The sequence below is a fragment of the Streptomyces panaciradicis genome, from assembly GCF_023516615.1.
GTDB classification, from domain to species: Bacteria; Actinomycetota; Actinomycetes; order Streptomycetales; family Streptomycetaceae; genus Streptomyces; species Streptomyces panaciradicis.
This window is the reverse complement of record NZ_JAMGBF010000015.1, coordinates 1-20,264: the sequence shown is the minus strand read 5'-3', so window position 1 is coordinate 20,264 and position 20,264 is coordinate 1. Positions and strand designations below refer to the sequence as shown.

The following is a 20,264-nucleotide window of genomic DNA, read 5'->3' as shown; positions in this document are numbered from 1 at the left end:
AGGAGTACGGCGACATGTCCGAGAAGGCGGAGAGGGGCACCCCCGGGCGCGTCACCGCCACGCGTGCGGCGCGCAGGGCGATCGCGGCCCTGTGCGCCGCCCACGGCGGGCCGGTGATGTTCGTCCAGTCGGGCGGCTGCTGCGACGGCAGCGACCCGATGTGCTTCGAGGGCGGCGAGTTCGCCCTGGGAGGCGGTGACCTGCTCGTCGGCGTCGTCGACGGCTGCACCTTCCACATGGACGCCGACCAGTACCAGGCGCTCGGCCGCCCCTTCCTCGTCCTGGACGTCGAGGAGGGCACACCGGGCGGATTCTCCCTCGCAGCCGGGGACGGGCTGCACTTCGTGACCCGGGTCGAGGCACCCGGAAACCGCACCAGTCGAGGAGCAGATCGATGAAGGCAGCAGTCGTCACCGACTTCGGCAAGCCCCTGGAGATCCAGGACCTGCCCGTCCCCGAGCCCGGACCCGGCCAGGTACTCGTGAAGATGGAGGCCTCCGGCCTGTGCCACACCGACATCCACGCGGCGCACGGCGACTGGCCGGTCAAGCCCCGGCCGCCGTTCGTCCCCGGCCACGAGGGCATCGGCCCCGTCACGGCCGTCGGCGCGGGCGTTCCCGCCGACCTCGTCGGCAAGCGGGTCGCCGTGCCGTGGCTCGGCTCCTCCTGCGGCACCTGCCGCTACTGCGTCTCCGGCTGGGAGACCCTGTGCGAGTCCCAGGTCAACTCCGGCTACAGCGTCGACGGTTGCTACGCCGAGTACGCCGTCGCCGACGCGAGCGGTATCGTCCGCGTGCCCGACGGGGTCAGCTCCTTCGACGCGGCGCCCCTGACCTGCGCCGGCGTCACCACGTACAAGGCGATCAAGGTCGCCCGCGTGGTCCCGGCCGAGCGGGTCGCCGTCTTCGGCATCGGCGGCCTCGGCCACCTCGCCCTGCAGTACGCCCGTCTCGTCGGCGGCCTGGTCACCGCCGTCGACCTGGAACCCGACAAGCTGGGCCTGGCCCACCGGCTCGGCGCCGACGAGATCGTCAACGCCCGCACCCACGACCCCGTCGAGGAGATCAGGAAGGCCGGCGGCGCGGACGTCGCCGTCGTGCTCGCCGCGGCCCCCACGGCCTTCGAGCAGGCGTTCCGGTCGCTCAACCGCGGCGGACGCCTGGTCATGGTCGCGCTGCCCGCCGACGACGCCGCGATCAAGGTGCCCATCTTCGAGACCGTCCTCGGCGGCATCTCCGTCATAGGCTCGATAGTGGGCACGCGCCAGGACCTGGCCGAGGTCTTCGCCCTGCACGCCGCCGGCCGCACCCAGGTCATCGCCGAGACCCGGCGCCTGGACCAGGTCAACGACTCCTTCGACGAGGTCCTCGGCGGACGGGCCGAAGCCCGGCTCGTCTTCGAGTTCTGAGGCCCGGGACACCCCCGCGGCCCAGGAGAGAGGCAGCAGATCATGCCACACGTCACCGTAGGTGCCGTACGGGAGCGGGCGCCCGGCGAACGCCGTGTCGCCCTCGTCCCCGAGGCGGTCACCCTGCTCACCCGGGCCGGCATCGACGTACTGGTCGAGACCGGGGCCGGCTCCGGCGCCTGGTTCACCGACGCCGACTACACCGAGGCGGGCGCAGGCGTCGTACCGGCGGACGAGCTGTACGCGCGCGCGGACGCCGTGCTGTGCGTGGGCCCGCCGGACGCCGAGAGCGCACGGTCGCTGCGCGCCGGACAGACCCTGATCGGCCTGCTCGAACCGCTGCGCCACCCCGCCCTCGTGCGGGAGCTGGCCGAGCGCGGGGTGCGCACGGTGAGCCTCGATCTGCTGCCGCGCACCCTCAGCCGCGCCCAGTCCATGGACGCGCTGACCTCCCAGGCCAACGTCGCCGGCTACAAGGCCGCCGTCCTCGCGGCCGACTCCTACGACCGGTTCTTCCCGATGCTGACCACCGCGGCGGGCACCATGCGCCCCGCACAGGTCCTGGTCCTGGGCGCCGGAGTGGCCGGGCTGCAGGCGATCGCCACCGCCCGCCGCCTCGGCGCCGTCGTCACCGCCTACGACGTACGTCCCGAGTCGAGAGGGGAGGTGGAGTCGCTGGGCGCCCGGTTCCTTGACATCCAGAGCCAGGCACCAGGGGAACCGGGCGCCGGACAGGGCGGCTACGCGCGGGAGCTGACGGAGGAGGAGCAGCGGGCCCAGCGCGCGGCCCTGGACGCGCACATCGCCCGCACCGACATCGTCATCACCACCGCCCAGGTCCCCGGCCGAAAACCGCCGCTGCTGGTCACCGCGGCCGCGGTCAGGGGCATGAAGCCCGGCTCGGTCGTCGTCGACCTCGCCGCCAGCGACCTCGGCGGCAACGTCGAGGGCTCCGAACCCGACAAGACGGACGTCCTCGCAGGCGGCGTCACCGTCATCGGCGCCGGCCGGCTGCCGTCCGCCATGGCGACCGCGGCCTCCACGGCGTACGCCCGCAACCTCGTCGCGCTCCTGCGCCACCTCGTGCGCGACGGCGAACTCGTCCTCGACCCGGCCGACGAGATCACGGCCGCGCTGCTGGGCGAAGCGTCACCGAAGGGAGGCGCGACCTCATGAACGAGCTCGATCTCCTCACCGCGATCACCGTGTTCGTGCTGAGCGTCCTGATCGGCGTCGAGGTCATCAGCAAGGTCCCCGCGACCCTGCACACCCCGCTGATGTCCGGCTCGAACGCCGTGCACGGCATCGTCGTCATCGGCGCCATGCTCATCGCCGCCGAGTCGCACACCTGGCTCGGCTACGTCCTCGCCTTCGTGGCCATGGTGTTCGGGGCGATGAACGTCGTCGGCGGATACCTCGTCACCGACCGGATGCTGGAGATGTTCAAGGCCCGGCCCGCCGAGAAGAAGGACGTGTGAGCGACATGGACACCGTCTCCAACGCCGTCCACTACATCTTCCTCGGCTCCGCGGCCTGCTTCGTGCTCGGCCTGCACCTGATGAACCACCCGCGCACCGCCCGCCGCGGCAACGCGATCTCCGCCGCCGCGATGGCCGTCGCGATCGCCGCCACCGTGTGGCTGGTGATCCACGAGGGCACGATCACCACGACCGGCTGGCTGGTCCTCGTCTCCGGCGGCCTGATCGGCGCCGCGCTCGGCCTGTACGCCGCGCGCGAGGTCAAGATGACCGCCATGCCCCAACTGGTCAGCCTGTTCAACGCCGTCGGCGGCGGAGCGGCCGCCCTCATCGCGGTCAACGACCTCCTCCAGGCCGACCACCCGGCCGCCCTCGGCGCCCGCGTCTCCCTGCCGGGCGCCCTGGACATCGTCATCGGCGCGGTCACCTTCTCCGGCTCGCTGATCGCGGCCGGCAAGCTCCAGGGGGTCGTCTCCGGCGCGCCGGTCGTCTTCCCCGGAGCGCGGCTGCTCAACGTGCTGCTGCCGGCGTCCTTCGTCGTGGGCACCGTGTGGCTGGTGCTGTCGCCCGACTCCCTCGTCGCCCTCTACGGACTGGTGGCCGTCGCCCTGCTGTTCGGCGTGACGATGGTGCTGCCCATCGGCGGCGCGGACATGCCGGTCGTCATCGCCCTGCTGAACGCCTTCACCGGATCCGCCGTCGCGATGGCCGGCTTCGTCCTGAACGAGACCGCGCTGATCATCGCGGGCATGCTGGTCAGCTCCTCCGGTGGCATCCTCACCAAGCTGATGGCCGACGCCATGAACCGGTCGATCGCCAACATCGTGGTCGGTGGCTTCGGCACCGGCGACAGCGCTCCCGCGGCCGTCGCGGGAGGCGCCGCCGCCCAGGTGCGGCCGGTCTCCGCGGACGACGTGGCGATCCAGCTGGCGTACGCGAGCAAGGTCATCATCGTGCCGGGCTACGGCCTGGCCGCCGCCCAGGCCCAGCACGAACTCGGCGACCTCGCCAAGCTGCTCACCGACCACGGCGTCGACGTCAGCTACGCCGTCCACCCGGTCGCCGGCCGCATGCCCGGGCACATGAACGTGCTGCTGGCCGAGGCCAACGTCCCCTACACCCAGCTCAAGGAGATGGACGACGTCAACCCGGAATTCCCGCAGGCCGACGTCGCGCTCGTCATCGGCGCCAACGACGTCACCAACCCCATCGCCCGCAAGCCCGGCAACGCCATCTCGGGCATGCCGATCCTCGACGTCGACAAGGCCAAGAGCGTCGTGGTCATCAAGCGCTCGATGGGCCACGGGTACGCGGGCATCGACAACGAGCTCTACACCGACCCCAAGACCGGGATGTTCTTCACCGACGCGAAGAAGGGACTGAGCGAACTGAAGTCGGCGGTCGGCGAGTTCGTCGGCTGAACCGCACAGGACAGCGCCCCCGCGGTCACCCGCGGGGGCGCTTCGCGTGGCGTGTCAGGCGCCGGAGTCCTCCTCGGGCACCATCTCGATGGCTCCGCACGGGCACTCCGCCGCACACAGCCCGCAGCCCTTGCAGTAGTCCAGGTCGATGTCGAAGCCCTTGCCCGGGCCCAGCTTCCTGATGGCGTTGTCCGGGCAGACGCCGTAGCAGTTGTCGCACTCGAAGCAGTTGCCGCAGGACATGCAGCGCCGTGCCTCGAACAGCGCGGTGGACTCGTCGAGTCCCTGCACGACCTCGTCGAACGTCGAGACGCGGCGGGCCAGTTCGAGGCGCGGCCGCACCGAGGCGGGGGCGTCGGAGTAGTACCAGGGATTGAGCAGGTCGAAGGTGGCCGGGGCGTGCTTGGCGCCCGGATCGTAGGTGGCGCCGCGCAGATACGCGTCGATGTGCCGGGCCGCCTTCTTGCCGTGGCCCACGGCCACGGTCACGGTGCGCTCGGCCGGTACCATGTCGCCGCCCGCGAAGATGCCCTGACGTCCCGTCATGAGGCCGTCGGCCACCTGCACCATGCCGTGGTCCACGGCCAGTTCCGGTACGTCCCGCAGCAGGGACAGGTCCGAGTCCTGGCCGAGCGCCAGCACCACGCTGTCCGCCTGAAGTTCCTCGAACTCGCCCGTGGGCTGCGGGAATCCGGTCTCGTCGAGTTCCATCCGCTCGATGGTCAGCCGGCCCTCGTCGGCGTGCTTGATGGTGGAGAGCCACTTCATCCGCACGCCCTCCTCCAGCGCCTCCTCGACCTCGATGTCGTGCGCGGGCATCCGGTCCCGGGTGCGCCGGTAGACCACCACGGCGTCCGTGGCGCCCAGCCTCCGGGCGGTCCGGGCGGCGTCCATGGCGGTGTTGCCGCCGCCGTAGACGGCGACCCGGCGGCCCAGCAGCGGCGGGCCCTCGCCCTCCATGCTGCCCAGCAGGGACACCGCGTCCAGGACGCGGGCGCTGTCGCCGGCCGGGATGTAGGCACGCTTGCCGATGCCCGCGCCCACGGCCAGGAACACGGCGTCGAAGCCGCCCTCCGCCTGGGCCGTGAGCACGTCCTCGACCTTGGTGCCCAGCTCCAGCGTGACGCCCAGGGCCATGATCCGGTCGATCTCCGCGTCCAGCACCTCGCGCGGCAGCCGGTAGCGCGGGATGCCGTAGCGCATCATCCCGCCGGGGCGGTCCTGCGCCTCACGGATCGTCACCTCGTGGCCGAGCAGCCGCAGATGGTAGGCGGCCGACAGCCCGGCGGGCCCGGAGCCGATCACCAGCACCCGCTTGCCGCTGGTCTCCGACGGAGCCTCGACGGTCCAGCCCCGCCGGATCGCCTCGTCGCCCAGGAACCGCTCGATCGAGTTGATGCCGACGGCGTTGTCGACCTGGACGCGGTTGCAGGCGGTCTCGCACGGGTGGTAGCAGACCCGGCCCATCACGGCGGGCAGCGGGTTGTCCCGCATCAACTGCCGCCACGCGGACTCGTAGTCGCCGCTCTCGGCGTGGAACAGCCACTGCTGGATGTTCTCCCCGGCCGGGCACGCCTGGTTGCACGGCGGCATCCGGTCGACGTACCGGGGACGTTCGGTGCGCCAGGCGCCGGTCCGGTTGGCCAGGCTGGAGCCCACGTCCAAAGTGATCGCGAACGGCTTCTCCTTCACGACGACGCCTCCTCCTGCGCCAGCAGCCCGAATCGGGCGATGTTGCGGTCGGCGGTCCGCTGCAGGCGGGCGATGACATCCGTGCGCAGCTCCGGCCGGAACAGATGGGCGTACCGCTTCTGCGGCCGCAGGTACTCCTCCACCGGCACCCGCCGCCGGATGGGTGTGACGTCGGTGACCACCCCGCCGGTGGCCTCGAACACCGGGAACAGCCCGGTCTGTTCGGCCAGCCTGGCGATCCGCACCGTGTCGTGCGAGGCCGTGCCCCAGCCCAGCGGGCAGGGCACCAGCACGTGCAGATAGCGGGCGCCGCGCATCCCCATCGCCCGGTGCACCTTCGCCTCCAGGTCGCGCAGACCCGCGACGGTGGCCGTGGCGACGTAGGGGATCTCGTGCGCCATCGCGATCAGCGGCAGGCTCTTGCCCTGCCCGAAGGGGGCGCCGGGCACCTCGCCCACCGCCTGCGTGGTCGCCGTGCGCGTGGTCGGGGGAGTGGCCCCCGAGCGCTGCACGCCGGTGTTCATGTACGCCTCGTTGTCGTAGCAGACGTACAGCACGTCGTCGTTGCGCTCGAACATGCCGGACAGGCAGCCCAGGCCGATGTCGACCGTGCCGCCGTCCCCGCCCTGCCCGACCACCCGCACGTCCGTGCGGCCCTTGGCGCGCAGCGCGGCGGCGACGCCCGCGGCGACGGCGGGCGCGTTGCCGAACAGGGAGTGCAGCCACGGCAGTTGCCACGACGTCTCCGGATACGGCGTGGAGAACACCTCCAGGCAGCCGGTCGCGTTGACGGCGATGACCTTCCCGCCGGCCGCCCGCTGGGCCGCGTCCAGGGCGTAACGGGCGCCGAGCGCCTCGCCGCAGCCCTGGCAGGCGCGGTGGCCGCAGGTCAGCGCGTTGGAGCGGCCGGGATGGGCCTGCTCGGACTGCAGCTCCGGACCCAGCAGCCGGTTGCCCGCGGCGAAGCTGCCCACCTGGTAGAACCTGACCTCGCGTGCGGCAGTCATCGGTTGCTCCCCACATCGCGCAGGATGTTCTCCGCGGACGGACCCGACCGCCTGGTCTTCGCCATCCGCGCGAGCTCCCGCTCCACCAGTTCGGTGTTGAGGTCGAGGAAGGTCAGCTGCTCCAGCCGTCCGGCGACCGCGTCGTCGAACAGCCGGTGCAGCGACTCCTTCGTGATCGGCCGCCCGCCGAGCCCGGCGACCACGGTGTGGCCGGCGAGCTGGATCCCGGACAGCGCGGTACGCACGTTCGACGACACGATCCCGCCGATGCCGACCGCCAGCGCCCGCTCCAGTACGACGACCCGACGCGCCCGGCCCAGCGCCGCCCGTACCTCCTCCAGCGGGAACGGCCGGAAGGACGTGATCGCCAGCGCTCCGATCCGGACCCCGTTCTCGCGCATCTCGTCGACGACGTCGCACACCGTGCCGAAGACCGAGCCCAGCGCCACGATGATCGTCTCCGCGTCCTCGCAGGCGTACGGATGCACCAGCCCGCCCGAGGAACGCCCGAAGACCTGCCGGAACTCCTCCGCGACGCGCGGGATCGCCTCCAGCGCCTGCATCTGCTTGGCGTGCGCCAGATAGCGCACCTCGGTGAAGGCGTCCGGGCCGACCATCGCGCCGATCGACACCGGCTCGTCGGGGTCCAGCACCTGCCTGGGGTCGTACGGCGGCAGGAACGCGTCGACCTGCGCCTGCTCCGGGACCTCGATCCGCTCCCAGGCGTGGGTGAGCACGAAGCCGTCCATGCACACCATCACCGGCAGCGACAGCTCCTCGGCCAGCCGGAAGGCCTGCGGGTGCAGGTCGGCGGCCTCCTGGTTGTCGCGCGCGTACAGCTGGATCCAGCCGGAGTCGCGCTGGGACATGGTGTCGCTGTGGTCGTTCCAGATGTTGATGGGGGCGCCGATGGCGCGGTTCGCCACCGTCATCACGACGGGCAGGCCGAGACCGGAGGCGTTGTACAGCGCCTCCACCATGTACAGCAGTCCCTGGCTCGCGGTCGCCGTGTAGGTGCGGGCGCCGGCCGCGGAGGCGCCGATGCACATGGACATCGCGGCGAACTCCGACTCGACGTTGACGTACTCGCAGGGCTTCAGCGCACCGGACTTCACCAGGCGGCTGAGCTCCTCCACGATGTGCGTCTGCGGTGAGATGGGATAGGCGGCGATCACCTCGGGACGGCAGTACGCCACCGTCTCCGCGACCGCACGCGATCCCTCAGTCTGCTTGAGCACGGACGAGCTCCTCACGCTCGGCGCCGACATGGGCGAAGGCCTCCCGGGCGGCGGCCGCGTTGGCCGCGCCCAGCTCTCCGGAGAACCGCTCTTCGATGGCGGCCGTCAGCGACTCCAGCCGCACACACCCGGTGAGCGCGGCGAGTCCGCCCAGCAGGACGGCGTTCGGGACCGGCCGCCCGAAGTGGCGCAGGGCGAGTGCGGTGGCCGGCACGGTGAGGGTGAGCACCTGGGGCATGGTCACGGCGAGATCCGCGAGTCCCAGCTCGTCGATGCGGCGTGCGGAGTTGATGAGCACGAACCCGTCGGGCCGCAGTCCCTCGAAGACGTTCACCTGGTTCAGCAGGGTGGCGTCCTGGACGACCAGGGCGTCGGGCCGCATCACGGGCTCGCGCACCCGGATGGGCCGGTCGTCGATACGGCAGAACGCCATCACCGGCGCGCCGGTGCGCTCCGAGCCGAAGCTCGGGAACGCCTGCGCGTGACGGCCCTCCAGGAACGCCGCCACCGACAACAACTCCGCTGCCGTCACGGCACCTTGCCCACCGCGACCGTGGATGCGTACCTGGAACACGACGCCCTCCTCCCGGAGCCCTGTCATCCAGTCGTATCCCCGGCTCCCCCCGCCCTCGCAGGGGCCGAAGGTCCCCGGGCGGGGGCCGAGGGGGCAAGCCGGGCCGCGGCCCTGTGCGAGGGTCCCGGGGTCGGGGGCGGACCGTCGTGCGCAGTGCGTGGACCTGCGCAGGGACCGGTACGGGCGGGGGCGTCAGGTGTGCGGGACGATCGCGACGGGGCAGTGCACGTGGTGCATCACCGCGTGGGCCACCGGACCGGTGTGCGTGCCGAGCCGGCCCGCGCGGGCCTTGCGGCCGACGACCAGCAGACCGGCGTCGGTCGTCGCGTGCAGCAGCTCCTGCGCCGGATGCCCGTTCTGCACCAGCTCGCGCACCCCGACCGTGGGGAACTTCTCCCGCCACGGCCGCACGACGGCGGCCAGTTCCTTCTCGGCCACGGCCTGCGCCGCGGCGTTCGCCTCCTCGTCCGCCGGGCGCGACAGCCGCGGCTGCTGCCACAGGTGCACCACCAGCAGCGGGGCGACGCGCAGCGCGGCGCTCTCGAAGGCGAACCGCAGGACCTCCTCGCACGGATGCCCGGTGTCCACCCCCACGACGACCTCGCGGTACGGCTCCCGCACCGACGGCCGGCCGGCCGGATCCGGGATGCGTTCGTCCTCGGGAGCCTGATCGGCCCGCACCAGCACCACCGGCCGCGTCACGTGCGCGACCGTCGCCAGCGCCACGGACCCGGCCATGAACCCGCCGAAGCCACTGAACGCACGGCTGCCCAGCACCAGCAGCTCCGCCTGCGCACCGGCCCTGACCAGCGCCTCCGCGGCGGGCCGGACGATCTGCTCGGAACTCAGGTCGACCTGCGGATACCGCTCGTTCAGCCGGTCCAGGGCGGCGCGCAGGATCCGTCCCGCCCAGTAGCGGGGTGCCTCCAGCTCCGGCAGGTCCGACGCGTCCGGCGGCAGCCCCTCGTACGCGTGCACAAGCCGCAGCGGCAGCCCGCGCCGCAGCGCCTCCCTGGCAGCCCAGTCGGCGGCGGCGAGGCTCTCACGTGAACCGTCCAGTCCCACGACAACAGGGCGAAGCACGGCCAACACCTCCCCGGATCGGTGCCCGCGCGGTCCGCTCCGGCACGGGTCATGCCATCAGAGTCGGCGCACGCACGGCGGCCCGGGCAGGGGCTGGCCGTCCTCGGCACCAGGCCGAACGGCCCTGCTCCCCGCCCGGGCCGCCCCGGGATCAGTGGGCCGCGCCGACCGGCTCCCGGTGGGTCAGCGCCCGCCGCACCTCGGTGCCGGTGAAGACCAGCGCCGTCGCCGCGACACCCGCCAGCAGCAACAGGCCGACCGCGTAGCTGCCGTAGGAGCCGTAGAGCGAGCCCATCACCAGCGGCGGGACGAAGCCGCCCAGGCCGCCGGCGGCGCCGACGACGCCGGTGACCGAACCGGTGCGCTGCGGCGGGGCGAGCAGGGCCACGAAGGCGAAGGTCGCGCCGCTGCCGGCGCCGAGTGCGGCCGCCATGAGCAGGAACGCGAGCGTGCCCATCGGTGCCAGCGCCGGAGTCGCCGACTGCACCAGCGCGCCGGTGACGACCAGCGCCAGCGAGCCGGCCAGCACGCGGACCGGGCCGACGCGGTCCGACAGCCAGCCGCCGACCGGCCGCATCGCCACCGCCAGCAGCACGAACCCGGCCATGCGGTTCGCGGCGTCGGCCTGGGTGAGGCCGTAGCCGTTCTTCAGGTAGGTGGGCAGGTACACGGAGAAGGCGACGTAGCCGCCGAAGGCGACCGCGTAGAGCGCCGAGGCCTGCCAGGTGATGCCGAGCCGCAGCGTGGCCGCGAGCCGGGTGCTCAGCGGCTCCGTCGGCACGACGCGGTCCGGGGCGTCGCGCAGGACCAGGGCGGCCACGACCGCGTACGCCAGCAGGACCGCGGCGGTGATCAGGAACGGCGTCTCGACACTGTGCGCCTTGACCAGCTTGACCGTGCTCAGGGCGCTGATGGCGGTGCCGCCCATGCCCATGCCGAACAGGCCGATGGCCAGCCCCCGCCGCTCGGGCGGGAACCAGGCGTTCACGAAGGGCACCCCGACGGCGAAGGCGGTGCCGCCGACGCCGAGGAAGAAGCCCCCGACCAGCAGCGCCGTGAGCGAGGAGTGCCCGGCCAGTCCCAGGTACAGCACCGGCACCACCGTCACGACGGACACCAGCGGGAACATCAGCCGGCCGCCGTACCGGTCGGTGAGCGCGCCCACCGGTATGCGGCCCAGCGAGCCGACGACGACCGGCACCGCCACCAGCAGCGACTGCTGGAAGGAGGACAGCCCCAGGGAGTCCTTGAACCGTGGGCCGAGCGGGCTGAGCAGCGCCCACGCCCAGAAGTTGACGGCGAATCCGATGGTGGCCAGGGCCAGCATCAGCCAGGCTCGCCCTGGGACCGGCGCCGGCGGAGCCTGTTGCGGGTTCCTCGACGACTGGAGCATGGCGCTGGTCCCTTCTGCGGGTGGATGACTGACGTCAGCGTTGACGATCAGTCGCGCCGGCGGTGTGGGCCGAAGGACCTCGACCCGCGGCCGGTCGGGACCCGCCGGAGGCCGTTCGGCCCACGGCCGGGCGGCCGGCGCCCCGCATAGCGTCCCGGTCCATGGAGAACGACCGCGGGGCCGCTCGCCCCGGCCCTCGGACCGTTCTCCCGGAACGGGCCACCGGGGAACGTGCGGTGGCCCCGGTCCGCCCGCCCGGCTTCCGGTGGGGGGAAGCCGGGCGGGATCGACGGCTCGTCCGCTGCGGCGGCACCTGTGGGACGGCCGGCCCCCCGGACGGCGGCGACGCCGCCGCTCACAGCTTGAGCGTGAACCAGGTCGTCTTGCCCTCGTCGGTGGGCCGTACGCCCCAGGTGTCGGCGAGGGCCCGCACCAGCAGCAGGCCCCGCCCGGACTCCTCGTCCTGCGCCGCCAGACGCGGCTGCGGCAGATGCGGGCTGTGGTCGCTGACCTCGACGGTCAGGTCCGTGGCGGTGCGGTGCAGATGCAGGCCGATGGGGCCCTCCGCGTGCTGCACCGCGTTCGTCAGGGTCTCCGACAACAGCAGCAGGGCGTCATGGGCGCTCGGGGTGCAGTTCCACGAGGTCAGCGCCTTCTGCAGAAAGGCCCGCCCCTCCGGAACGGAGGACGGCACGGCCGGAAGTTCCGTGCCGAGGGCTGCCAGCGGCGCGGCCGGCAGCTGTGCCAGCAGGAGCGTCACGTCGTCGTTGTGGCTCTCCGGGTCGGGCAGCAGGCTCGCCAGCACATGATCGGCCGCGGCCTCCAGACACGGCGTGCCGACGAAGAACTCCTCGAGTACGACGGACAGTTCGCCCACCCGCTCCTCGATGTCGCTGCCCGGCGTCTCGATCAGCCCGTCGGTGTACAGCACGAGGGTCGCGCCCGGCGGGATCGCCGTACAGGACTGCTCGTAGAGGATGCCGCCCACGCCGAGCGGCGCGTTGACCGGTGAGGGCAGGCCGCGGACCCCCTCGTCGACGCCCGCGACGAGGATCGGCAGATGTCCGGCGGAACACACCGTCACCGTCCCGGTGTCCGGCGCGATGACCAGGTAGCAGCAGGTGACGAGCTGGTCCGGTACGTCCAGGTCGGCCACGCAGGTGTCCAGCGCCTGCATCAGCTGGCGGGGCTGCATGCCGGTCTTGGCGAGGGCGTGCGCCGCCGAGCGCAGCTGGCCCATGACGGCGGCGGCCTCCAGACCGCGGCCCATCACGTCGCCTATGAGCACCCCGACCCGGTCGGCGCCCAGCGGGATCAGGTCGAACCAGTCGCCGCCCACCCCGGCGCCCTGCGTGGCCGGGCGGTAGCGGCTCGCCGTGGCCAGACCGGGCAGGGAGGGCGGGGCGCCCATCAGACTGCGCTGCAGGGTGAGGGCGATGTGCCGCTGCTGCTCGTACAGCGCGGTGAGCTCGGCCTCCGCCTTCTTGCGGTCGCTGATGTCCCGCACGATGGCACACGCCCCCACCACGGTGCCGGCGGTGTCCCGGGTCGGCCACAGTGTGACGTCGACGTCCAGCAGGCCCCCGGACCTGGTGACCCGCAGCGTCTCGAAGTGCTCGACCTTCTCGCCGTCGCGCAGCCGCCCCAGCAGGATGCTGACCTCGTCGCGCAGGGCCGAGGGCGCGAGGAGGGAGACGTGCCGGCCGATGACCTCTTCGGCCGTGTAGCCGTAGAGGTCCTGCGCGGCCGCGTTCCAGTACGTGATGTAGCCGTCGAGGGTCTTGGCGAGGATCGCGTCCTGCGAGGACTCCACGAGCGCGGCGAGTTCGTTGATGCGGGCCTCTGCGGCCTTGCGGTCACTGACGTCGCGGACCGCCGCGGACACCAGCAGCCCGTCGGAGGTCTCCAGCGGGCTGAGGCTGATCTCCACCGGGAACTCGGTGCCGTCCTTGCGCAGCCCGTGCAGATCGAGGCCGGCCCCCATGGGCCGCACCTGGCGGTTGTCGGTGTAGCCGCCGCGGTGCAGGGTGTGGTGGCCGCGGAACCGATACGGCATGAGCAACTCCACCGGATGCCCGAGGAGTTCCTCGCGTCCGTAGCCGAACAGGGCCTCGGTCTGGGCGTTGACGAGCTTGATGCTGCCGGTGTCGTCGACGATGACCATGGCGTCCGGCGCCGCCTCCAGCAGCCCACGGAACCTTTCTTCCGCACCCCCGGGAGCCCCGTCCCGGACGGCTGCGGCACACCGGCAACGATCACGCACCGCGGCACTGAGCTGCGGCTCCGTCTCGACGAAGTCGGCCATCTCCGCCTCACCTCCACCCCCGGCGTCGATCAGGCCATCTCACCGCTTCGCCGTCAGCGCCGCACCGGGTTGTCGCTTACTGTGCGTGCACTGTTCGACCCTGTCCGTTACGACGGTGATTTCTGGCCATCCCCTGCGGAAGTGCCCGTCGGCTCGAGGTCCTGGTGCCGTTCGGCCCAAGCCGTCCGCCCGCCGTCGGCGGGACGCTGAGTACAGGGGCCCCTGACGGGCGCGACCCTGCGCCGGGGCATGCCGGAGGACATCATGTACGGCACTCCGCACACCGTGAGCGATGTGATGACCCGCACCGTCGTGGCCCTGGCGAGCGGCGCGCCGTTCAAGGACATCGTCAGGGCGATCCGCCGGTGGCAGGTCAGCGCCCTGCCCGTGCTGGACGAGGACCGGCGCGTCGTCGGCGTCGTCTCCGAGGCGGACCTGCTGCCGAAGGAGGAGTTCCGCAACCGGACCCCCGACCGGTACACCCGGATGCACCGCGGCGGCGACCTCGCCAAGGCCGGCGCGCGCACGGCGGGCGAGGTGATGACCGCGCCCGCGCTCACCGTCCGGGCCGACGCCACGCTCGCCCAGGCGGCCCGCACGATGGCCCAGTACGGGGTCAGGCGGCTGCCGGTCGTCGACGAGGCGGGGGTGCTGCGGGGGATCGTCAGCCGTTCCGACCTGCTCCAGGTGTTCCTGCGCGAGGACGCCGACATCGAGCAGGAGGTGCGCCGCGACGTGATCGCCCCGCTCTTCCCCGAGCCTGTCGAACCGATCCTGGTCAGGGTGCGCGACGGCGTCGTACGGATCACCGGCCGGGTCGCGGACACCGCCTTCGTGCCCGTCGCCGTCCGCCTGGCGCGGGCGGTGGAGGGCGTGGTCGACGTCGACTGCGCGCTGACGGGCCCGCCGCGCCGGGTCGACCTCGACGCGGACCTGCCCGAAGTCCCCGAGGCGCGAGCCGCCGGGGACCCGACGGGCCGGAAGGGGTCCGGATGTCCCGGCGACGACCCCGACCGGCCCCTGACCTGCGACGGCCGTACGTGAGACGGTGTCCTGGAGGGAACGCGGAGCGTTCTCGGCAGACGCGGGAAGAGGCGTCGACGATGAAGCAGCAACGCCCTGACAAGCCGGCCAGAGTGCGGTTCTGGCGGTGGCGGCACAACACGCTCCTGCGCCGCAGCGACCGCGTGCAGGGCTGGGTCCTGCTGACGGCCTGGGTCCTCGCCGTGGTGGGCGGCCTGTTCGCCGGGCTCGCCGCCGGCACCTGGGCGGAGCACGACCTCACCGCACGACGGGCCGCGGTGCACCCCGTGTCCGCCGTCCTCCTCCAGGACGCGCCCAAGAGCGCCGTCGTCGCCCCCTACGGCTCCGACGGCACCGTGTGGGCCAAGGTGCGCTGGACCGGCCGTGACGGCACCGCGCACACCGACCTGGCCAAGGTCGAACCCGGCGGAACGGTGGGCGCCCGCGTCACCGTGTGGCTCGATCGCGACGGCACCCCGGTCGTCGAACCCGCCGGGCCCGCCGTGGCCCGCACCCAGGCCGTCCTGCTGGCCGTGCCGACCGGGCTCGCCGCCGGCACCCTCGTCCTTCTCGGTGGCCGGCTGGTCTGCAACCGCCTGGACCGCCGCCGCTACGACGAGTGGGAGGCGGAGTGGCGCCAGGTCGGTCCCCAGTGGCGCAAGCGCATGCTCGGCTGACAGGGTCCACCGGGTCCCGCGCGGGGCCGGACGGCCCACGCGGACGCCCCTCCGCGGCGTGACGCTGGAAGCAGGAGACGAAGAGGAGGGCGAGATGAGCGGCATGATCGAGCGGTTCCCGGGCTGGCCCGCGCTCCCTGACCTGTTCGGCTGGGTCGAGGGCGGATTCCCGGCGGCGCACACCGTCCCCGGGACGCACGGCATTCGCATCGAGGAGCAGCTGAAGGACGGGGCGTACGTGCTGCGGGCCGAGCTTCCGGGCGTCGACCCGTCGAAGGACGTCGAGATCACCGTCGCGGAAGGCGTTCTGACACTGCGTGCCACGCGCACCGAGGAGACGACCGACAAGCACCACAGCGAGTTCCGCTACGGCACCTTCACCCGCTCCCTGCGGCTGCCCCCGGGAGCACAGGGCGACGAGGCGACCGCGGAGTACAAGGACGGCGTACTGACCATCACGGTTCCGGTGCCCGAGAAGAAGGCGGACACGAGGACCATCCCCGTGCGGCACGTCTGAGCGCTGTCACGCGCTGAGCCGCACCCTGCGCGACCGGCCCACCCCGGCCGCGCAGCCGCGTCCGGCCGCGGGATCGGCACGGCGCGGGCGCCGGCTTCCCGGCTCCGCCGGACCCGGCGGAGCCACCCGGCCTGAGCAGGGGACGTTCGGCCCAGTGCGTGCCGTGCCGCACGGACGCATGGTCGAAGCAGGTCGAGGAAGGGGAGCCGCCATGCCCTGGGAGACGATCCGCAAAGCCGTCCCGCCTCGCGTGCCGCCCAATCTGGACGACTACGAGAAGGCCTGCGAAGCCTTCTCCTGGTCCGGCGCCCGCGCCGCGCTGGACGGCCTGCCCCGCGGACAGGGCCTCAACATCGCCTACGAGGCCGTGGACCGGCACGCCGCATCCCCGCACGCGACGGCGGTCGCGCTGCGCTGCGTGGGCCGCGACGAGTCGGTGACCTCCGTGACCTACCGGGACCTGGCCCGCGACACGGCGCGGTTCGCCAACGTGCTGCGCAGCCTCGGCGTCGACCGGGGCGAGCGGGTGGTGACCCTGCTGGGCCGGTGCCCCGAGCTGTACACGGTGGTCCTCGGCACCCTGAAGAACACCAGCGTGCTGTGCCCGCTGTTCTCGGCGTTCGGACCGGACCCCGTGGCGCAGCGGCTGCGGCTGAGCGACGCCAGGGTGCTGGTCACCACGGCGGAGCTGTACCGCAGGAAGGTCGCCGGGCAGCGCGACCGGCTGCCGGCGCTGAAGCACGTGCTGATCGTCGGCGACGGCGCGCAGGACCTGCCGGGCACCCTGTCGTACGACGCCCTGATGTCCGGCGCGCCGACCGCCTTCACCATTCCGCCCACCTCGGCCGACGACATGGCCCTGCTCCACTTCACCAGCGGTACCACCGGCACCCCCAAGGGTGCCGTCCACGTCCACGAGGCGGCCGTCGCCCACTACGCCACCGCCGCCTACGCGCTCGACCTCCACCGCGACGACGTGTTCTGGTGCACGGCGGACCCGGGCTGGGTCACCGGCATGTCCTACGGCGTCGTCGCGCCGCTCATGCACGGCGTCACCGTGGTCGTCGACGAGGGCGACTACAGCGCCCGCCGCTGGTACCGCATCCTCGCCGAACAGCGGGTCAGCGTGTGGTACACCGCCCCGACGGCGCTGCGCATGCTGATGAAGACCACGCCGCGGACCGGCCCCTACGATCTGCCCCGTTCCTACGACCTCGGGGCCCTGCGCTTCATCGCCTCGGTCGGCGAGCCGCTCAACCCGGAGGCCGTGGTGTGGGGGCGCGACGTCCTGGGGCTGCCGGTGCACGACAACTGGTGGCAGACGGAGACCGGCGCCATCATGATCGCCAACTTCGCGGCCTGTGACATCCGCCCCGGTTCCATGGGGCGACCGCTGCCGGGCGTGGAGGCGACGGTGCTGCGGCGCGGCGAGGACAGCCGGGCACAGATCACCGGCGGGCGCGTCACCGAGCTCCACGAGCCGGACACGGAGGGCGAACTCGCCCTGCGGCCCGGGTGGCCGTCCATGTTCCGGGGCTATCTGAACGAGCCCGACCGCTCGGTCGCGGCGTTCGCCGGCGGCTGGTACCTCACCGGTGACCTGGTGCGGCGCGACGCCGACGGCTGGTACTGGTTCGTGGGGCGCGCCGACGACGTCATCAAGTCGGCGGGGCACCTCATCGGGCCCTTCGAGGTGGAGAGCGCCCTGATGGAACACCCCGCGGTCGCCGAGTCCGGCGTCATCGGGCGCCCCGACCCCGTCGCCGGGAACATCGTGAAGGCGTTCGTGACCCTGCGGCCGGGCTACGACCCGACCACCGAGACCCGCCAGGAACTGCTGGCCTTCGCCCGCCGCCGGCTCGGCCCGGCCGTCGCGCCCCGCGAGATCGCCTTCGACCAGCACCTGCCGCACACCCGCAGCGGCAAGGTGATGCGCCGGCTGCTCCGGGCCCGGGAACTCGGCCTGCCCGAGGGCGACATCTCCACTCTGGAAGCGACGGAGGGGTCCGCATGAGCGCCACCACCCCCCGGGCACGCAAGCCCAGGGCCCGCCCGAAGAAGCAGCCGGCCCACGTGCCGGCCCTGCTCGCCTCGATGCTGCGCATCCGCCGATTCGAGGAGCGCTGCGTCGAGCTGTACAGCGCCGCGCGCATCCGGGGCTTCATGCACCTGTACATCGGTGAGGAGGCCGTCGCCGTCGGGGTCGTCGAGGCGCTCACCGACGAGGACGCGGTGGTGTCGACGTACCGCGAACACGGACACGCGCTCGCCCGCGGCGTCCCCGCCGACGCGATCATGGCGGAGATGTTCGGCAAGGCCACGGGGTGCAGCCGGGGGCGCGGCGGTTCCATGCACCTCTTCGACGCCTCGCGCCGCTTCTACGGCGGCAACGCGATCGTCGGCGGAGGCCTGCCGCTGGCCGCCGGACTCGCCCTCGCCGACCGGATCGCCGGCCGGAACCGGGTCACCTGCTGCTTCTTCGGCGACGGCGCCTTCGCCGAGGGCGAGTTCCACGAGACGGCCAACCTGGCCGCCCTGTGGGGCCTTCCGCTGCTGCTGGTCTGCGAGAACAACCTGTACGCGATGGGCACGGCCCTGGAGCGCGCCCAGGCCCAGACCGACCTGGCGATGCGCGCCGCCTCCTACGGCATGGTCTCCTGGGCCGTCGACGGCATGGACGTGCTCGCCGTCGAGGACGCCGCCCGGCGCGCGGCCGAAGGCGTCCGAGCCGGGTCGGGGCCGCACTTTTTGGAGATGCGCACCTACCGCTTCCGTGCCCACTCCATGTACGACCCGGACCGCTACCGCGACAAGGCCGAGATCGAACGGTGGAAGGAGAACGATCCGGTCGAACGGCTCGCCGGGCGGCTGCGGCAGAGCGGTGAGCTGACGGACGAGGCGCTCGCCGAACTGGAGCAGCGGGTGGCCGACGAGATCGACGCGGCCGTCCACAGCGCCGAGCAGGCTCCCGAAGAACCCGTCGAGGACCTGCTGCGGTACGTCACCAGCCCTGTGGAGGAGGCGAGTTGACCATGCCGGCCACCGGTGACCCCGCCGAGCGGAAGACCACCTACCGAGAGGCGATGCGGGAGGCCCTCAGGGACGCCCTGCGCGCCGACGAGCGGGTGTTCCTGATGGGCGAGGACGTGGGCCGCTACGGCGGCTGCTTCGGCGTCAGCCTCGGTCTGCTGGAGGAGTTCGGCCCCGAGCGGGTCAGGGACGCGCCGCTGTCGGAGTCCGCGTTCGTCGGCGCCGGCATCGGCGCGGCCCTGGCGGGCATGCGGCCGATCGTCGAGATCATGACGGTCAACTTCAGCCTGCTGGCCCTGGACCAGATCCTCAACAACGCCGCGACCCTGCTGCACATGTCCGGCGGTCAGCTGCCGGTACCGATCGTCATCCGGATGACCACCGGAGCCGGACGCCAGCTCGCCGCGCAGCATTCGCACAGCCTGGAGGGCTGGTACGCGCACATCCCCGGCCTCAGGGTGCTGGCCCCGGCGACGATCGCCGACGCACGGTACATGCTCGCCCCGGCCCTCGCCGACCCCGATCCCGTGCTGATCTTCGAACACGGGGGGCTGTACAACACCTCCGGCGACCTGCCGGCCGACGCGGGACCGGTCGACATCGACCACGCGGCGATCCGCAGGCCCGGAACGGACGTCTCGCTCATCACCTACGGCGGCTCGCTGCCCAAGGTCCTGGCCGCCGCCGACGATCTGGCGCGCGGCGGCATCAGTGCCGAGGTGGTGGACCTGCGCACGCTGCGCCCGCTGGACGACGCGACCCTCGCCGGCTCCGTCGCCCGCACGCACCGGGCGGTCGTCGTCGACGAGGGCTGGCGCACCGGCAGCCTGGCCGCCGAGATCAGTGCCCGGCTCACCGAGAACAACTTCTACGACCTCGACGCCCCCGTCGAGCGCGTGTGCAGCGCCGAGGTGCCCATGCCCTACGCCCGCAGGCTGGAGGAGGCCGCGCTGCCGCAGGTCGCCGGGATCGTCGCGGCCGCCCGGCGCGCGGTGGGCCCCGAACCGTTCACCGTCGGGGCGGGTGCGCCGTACCAGGACGGGAAGGCGGCGGGCTGAGATGGCCGAGTTCACCATGCCGTCGCTCGGTGCCGACATGGACGAAGGGCTGCTGGTGGAATGGCTCGTGAGCCCCGGGGACCCGGTGACCAAGGGCGATGTGGTGGCCGTCGTGGAGACCGACAAGGCCGCCATCGAGGTGGAGTGCTTCGAGTCGGGGACGGTGGGAAGCCTGCTCGTGGAGCCGGGGGCGCGCGTGCCGGTGGGGACGCCGCTCGCGGTGATCGAGAGCGGGACCGCGCGGGGCGCGCGGAAGGCGGCTCCGGCACCGGCCGCACCGGTCGCGACGGCCGCCCCCGTCGTGGAGACGTCGCCGGAGGTCGCCGAGCCCGCCCGGCCCGCGGCCACCGCTCCCGCCCG

The 20,264-nt window shown here is 72.8% G+C and carries 19 protein-coding genes; 12 read left to right on the top strand and 7 right to left on the bottom strand.

Annotated features, from left to right (window positions below; all coding sequences use genetic code 11):
* Nucleotides 1-14 precede the first annotated feature (14 nt).
* Genes M8J74_RS06230 through M8J74_RS06210 form a run of 5 tightly spaced genes read left to right on the top strand, consistent with a single transcriptional unit; the run spans nucleotide 15 to nucleotide 4,307 of the window.
* Complete coding sequence (locus M8J74_RS06230) at nucleotides 15-398, top strand: DUF779 domain-containing protein (protein WP_249835444.1); 384 nt, start codon at nucleotides 15-17, stop codon at nucleotides 396-398.
* Nucleotides 395-1,408, top strand: coding sequence for a zinc-dependent alcohol dehydrogenase (locus M8J74_RS06225; RefSeq protein WP_249835443.1), 1,014 nt, complete (start codon nucleotides 395-397; stop codon nucleotides 1,406-1,408). Before M8J74_RS06230 ends, M8J74_RS06225 begins: the two co-directional genes overlap by 4 nt.
* A gap of 42 nt (nucleotides 1,409-1,450) precedes the next feature.
* On the top strand, nucleotides 1,451-2,584 hold the full coding sequence (locus M8J74_RS06220) for an NAD(P) transhydrogenase subunit alpha (protein ID WP_249835442.1): 1,134 nt from the start codon (nucleotides 1,451-1,453) through the stop codon (nucleotides 2,582-2,584).
* Entirely contained in the window at nucleotides 2,581-2,886 is a 306-nt protein-coding gene (locus M8J74_RS06215; RefSeq protein WP_249835441.1) for an NAD(P) transhydrogenase subunit alpha part 2, read from the top strand. Before M8J74_RS06220 ends, M8J74_RS06215 begins: the two co-directional genes overlap by 4 nt.
* A gap of 5 nt (nucleotides 2,887-2,891) precedes the next feature.
* Nucleotides 2,892-4,307 carry an NAD(P)(+) transhydrogenase (Re/Si-specific) subunit beta gene (locus M8J74_RS06210; protein ID WP_249835572.1) on the top strand — a complete coding sequence of 472 codons (1,416 nt, stop codon included), beginning with the start codon at nucleotides 2,892-2,894 and terminating at the stop codon, nucleotides 4,305-4,307.
* Nucleotides 4,308-4,361: 54 nt separating this feature from the next.
* Here M8J74_RS06210 and M8J74_RS06205 read toward each other — a convergent pair whose 3' ends face one another.
* The 7 genes from M8J74_RS06205 to M8J74_RS06175 all read right to left on the bottom strand — a co-directional run bounded on the left by M8J74_RS06205 (nucleotide 4,362) and on the right by M8J74_RS06175 (nucleotide 13,599).
* Nucleotides 4,362-5,999 carry an NAD(P)-binding protein gene (locus M8J74_RS06205; RefSeq protein WP_249835440.1) on the bottom strand — a complete coding sequence of 546 codons (1,638 nt, stop codon included), beginning with the start codon at nucleotides 5,997-5,999 and terminating at the stop codon, nucleotides 4,362-4,364.
* The gene (locus tag M8J74_RS06200; RefSeq protein WP_249835439.1) at nucleotides 5,996-7,006 is read right to left on the bottom strand and encodes a thiamine pyrophosphate-dependent enzyme; all 1,011 of its coding nucleotides are present in this window, start codon (nucleotides 7,004-7,006) and stop codon (nucleotides 5,996-5,998) included. Before M8J74_RS06200 ends, M8J74_RS06205 begins: the two co-directional genes overlap by 4 nt.
* Nucleotides 7,003-8,244, bottom strand: coding sequence for a transketolase C-terminal domain-containing protein (locus tag M8J74_RS06195; RefSeq protein WP_249835438.1), 1,242 nt, complete (start codon nucleotides 8,242-8,244; stop codon nucleotides 7,003-7,005). Before M8J74_RS06195 ends, M8J74_RS06200 begins: the two co-directional genes overlap by 4 nt.
* Nucleotides 8,228-8,845, bottom strand: a complete 618-nt coding sequence (locus M8J74_RS06190) for a 2-oxoacid:acceptor oxidoreductase family protein (protein WP_283947853.1) — start codon at nucleotides 8,843-8,845, stop codon at nucleotides 8,228-8,230. The genes M8J74_RS06195 and M8J74_RS06190 overlap by 17 nt, the downstream gene beginning before the upstream one ends.
* A gap of 165 nt (nucleotides 8,846-9,010) precedes the next feature.
* Nucleotides 9,011-9,901: a universal stress protein gene (locus M8J74_RS06185; protein WP_249835436.1), complete on the bottom strand. Its 891-nt coding sequence runs from the start codon at nucleotides 9,899-9,901 to the stop codon at nucleotides 9,011-9,013.
* A gap of 151 nt (nucleotides 9,902-10,052) precedes the next feature.
* A complete protein-coding gene (locus tag M8J74_RS06180; protein WP_249835435.1) occupies nucleotides 10,053-11,228 on the bottom strand; it encodes an MFS transporter in 1,176 nt (391 codons plus the stop codon).
* Between the two features lie 421 nt (nucleotides 11,229-11,649).
* Complete coding sequence (locus tag M8J74_RS06175; protein WP_249835434.1) at nucleotides 11,650-13,599, bottom strand: PAS domain S-box protein; 1,950 nt, start codon at nucleotides 13,597-13,599, stop codon at nucleotides 11,650-11,652.
* Between the two features lie 264 nt (nucleotides 13,600-13,863).
* Here M8J74_RS06175 and M8J74_RS06170 point away from each other — a divergent pair, with 264 nt between their 5' ends.
* The 7 genes from M8J74_RS06170 to M8J74_RS06140 form a co-directional block, all read left to right on the top strand.
* Nucleotides 13,864-14,643: a CBS domain-containing protein gene (locus M8J74_RS06170; RefSeq protein WP_249835571.1), complete on the top strand. Its 780-nt coding sequence runs from the start codon at nucleotides 13,864-13,866 to the stop codon at nucleotides 14,641-14,643.
* 59 nt (nucleotides 14,644-14,702) lie between these two features.
* Nucleotides 14,703-15,299, top strand: coding sequence for an Rv1733c family protein (locus M8J74_RS06165; RefSeq protein WP_249835433.1), 597 nt, complete (start codon nucleotides 14,703-14,705; stop codon nucleotides 15,297-15,299).
* 94 nt (nucleotides 15,300-15,393) lie between these two features.
* Nucleotides 15,394-15,816 (top strand): Hsp20/alpha crystallin family protein, encoded by a 423-nt coding sequence (locus M8J74_RS06160; RefSeq protein ID WP_249835432.1) that lies wholly within the window; start codon nucleotides 15,394-15,396, stop codon nucleotides 15,814-15,816.
* A gap of 211 nt (nucleotides 15,817-16,027) precedes the next feature.
* Entirely contained in the window at nucleotides 16,028-17,830 is a 1,803-nt protein-coding gene (gene acsA / locus M8J74_RS06155) for an acetate--CoA ligase (protein WP_249835431.1), read from the top strand.
* Nucleotides 17,827-18,846 (top strand): pyruvate dehydrogenase (acetyl-transferring) E1 component subunit alpha, encoded by a 1,020-nt coding sequence (gene pdhA / locus M8J74_RS06150; protein WP_249835430.1) that lies wholly within the window; start codon nucleotides 17,827-17,829, stop codon nucleotides 18,844-18,846. Before acsA ends, pdhA begins: the two co-directional genes overlap by 4 nt.
* A gap of 2 nt (nucleotides 18,847-18,848) precedes the next feature.
* Nucleotides 18,849-19,904, top strand: a complete 1,056-nt coding sequence (locus tag M8J74_RS06145) for an alpha-ketoacid dehydrogenase subunit beta (RefSeq protein WP_249835429.1) — start codon at nucleotides 18,849-18,851, stop codon at nucleotides 19,902-19,904.
* A gap of 1 nt (nucleotide 19,905) precedes the next feature.
* A partial coding sequence (locus M8J74_RS06140) for a biotin/lipoyl-containing protein (RefSeq protein ID WP_283947851.1) occupies nucleotides 19,906-20,264 on the top strand: 359 nt, incomplete at its 3' end.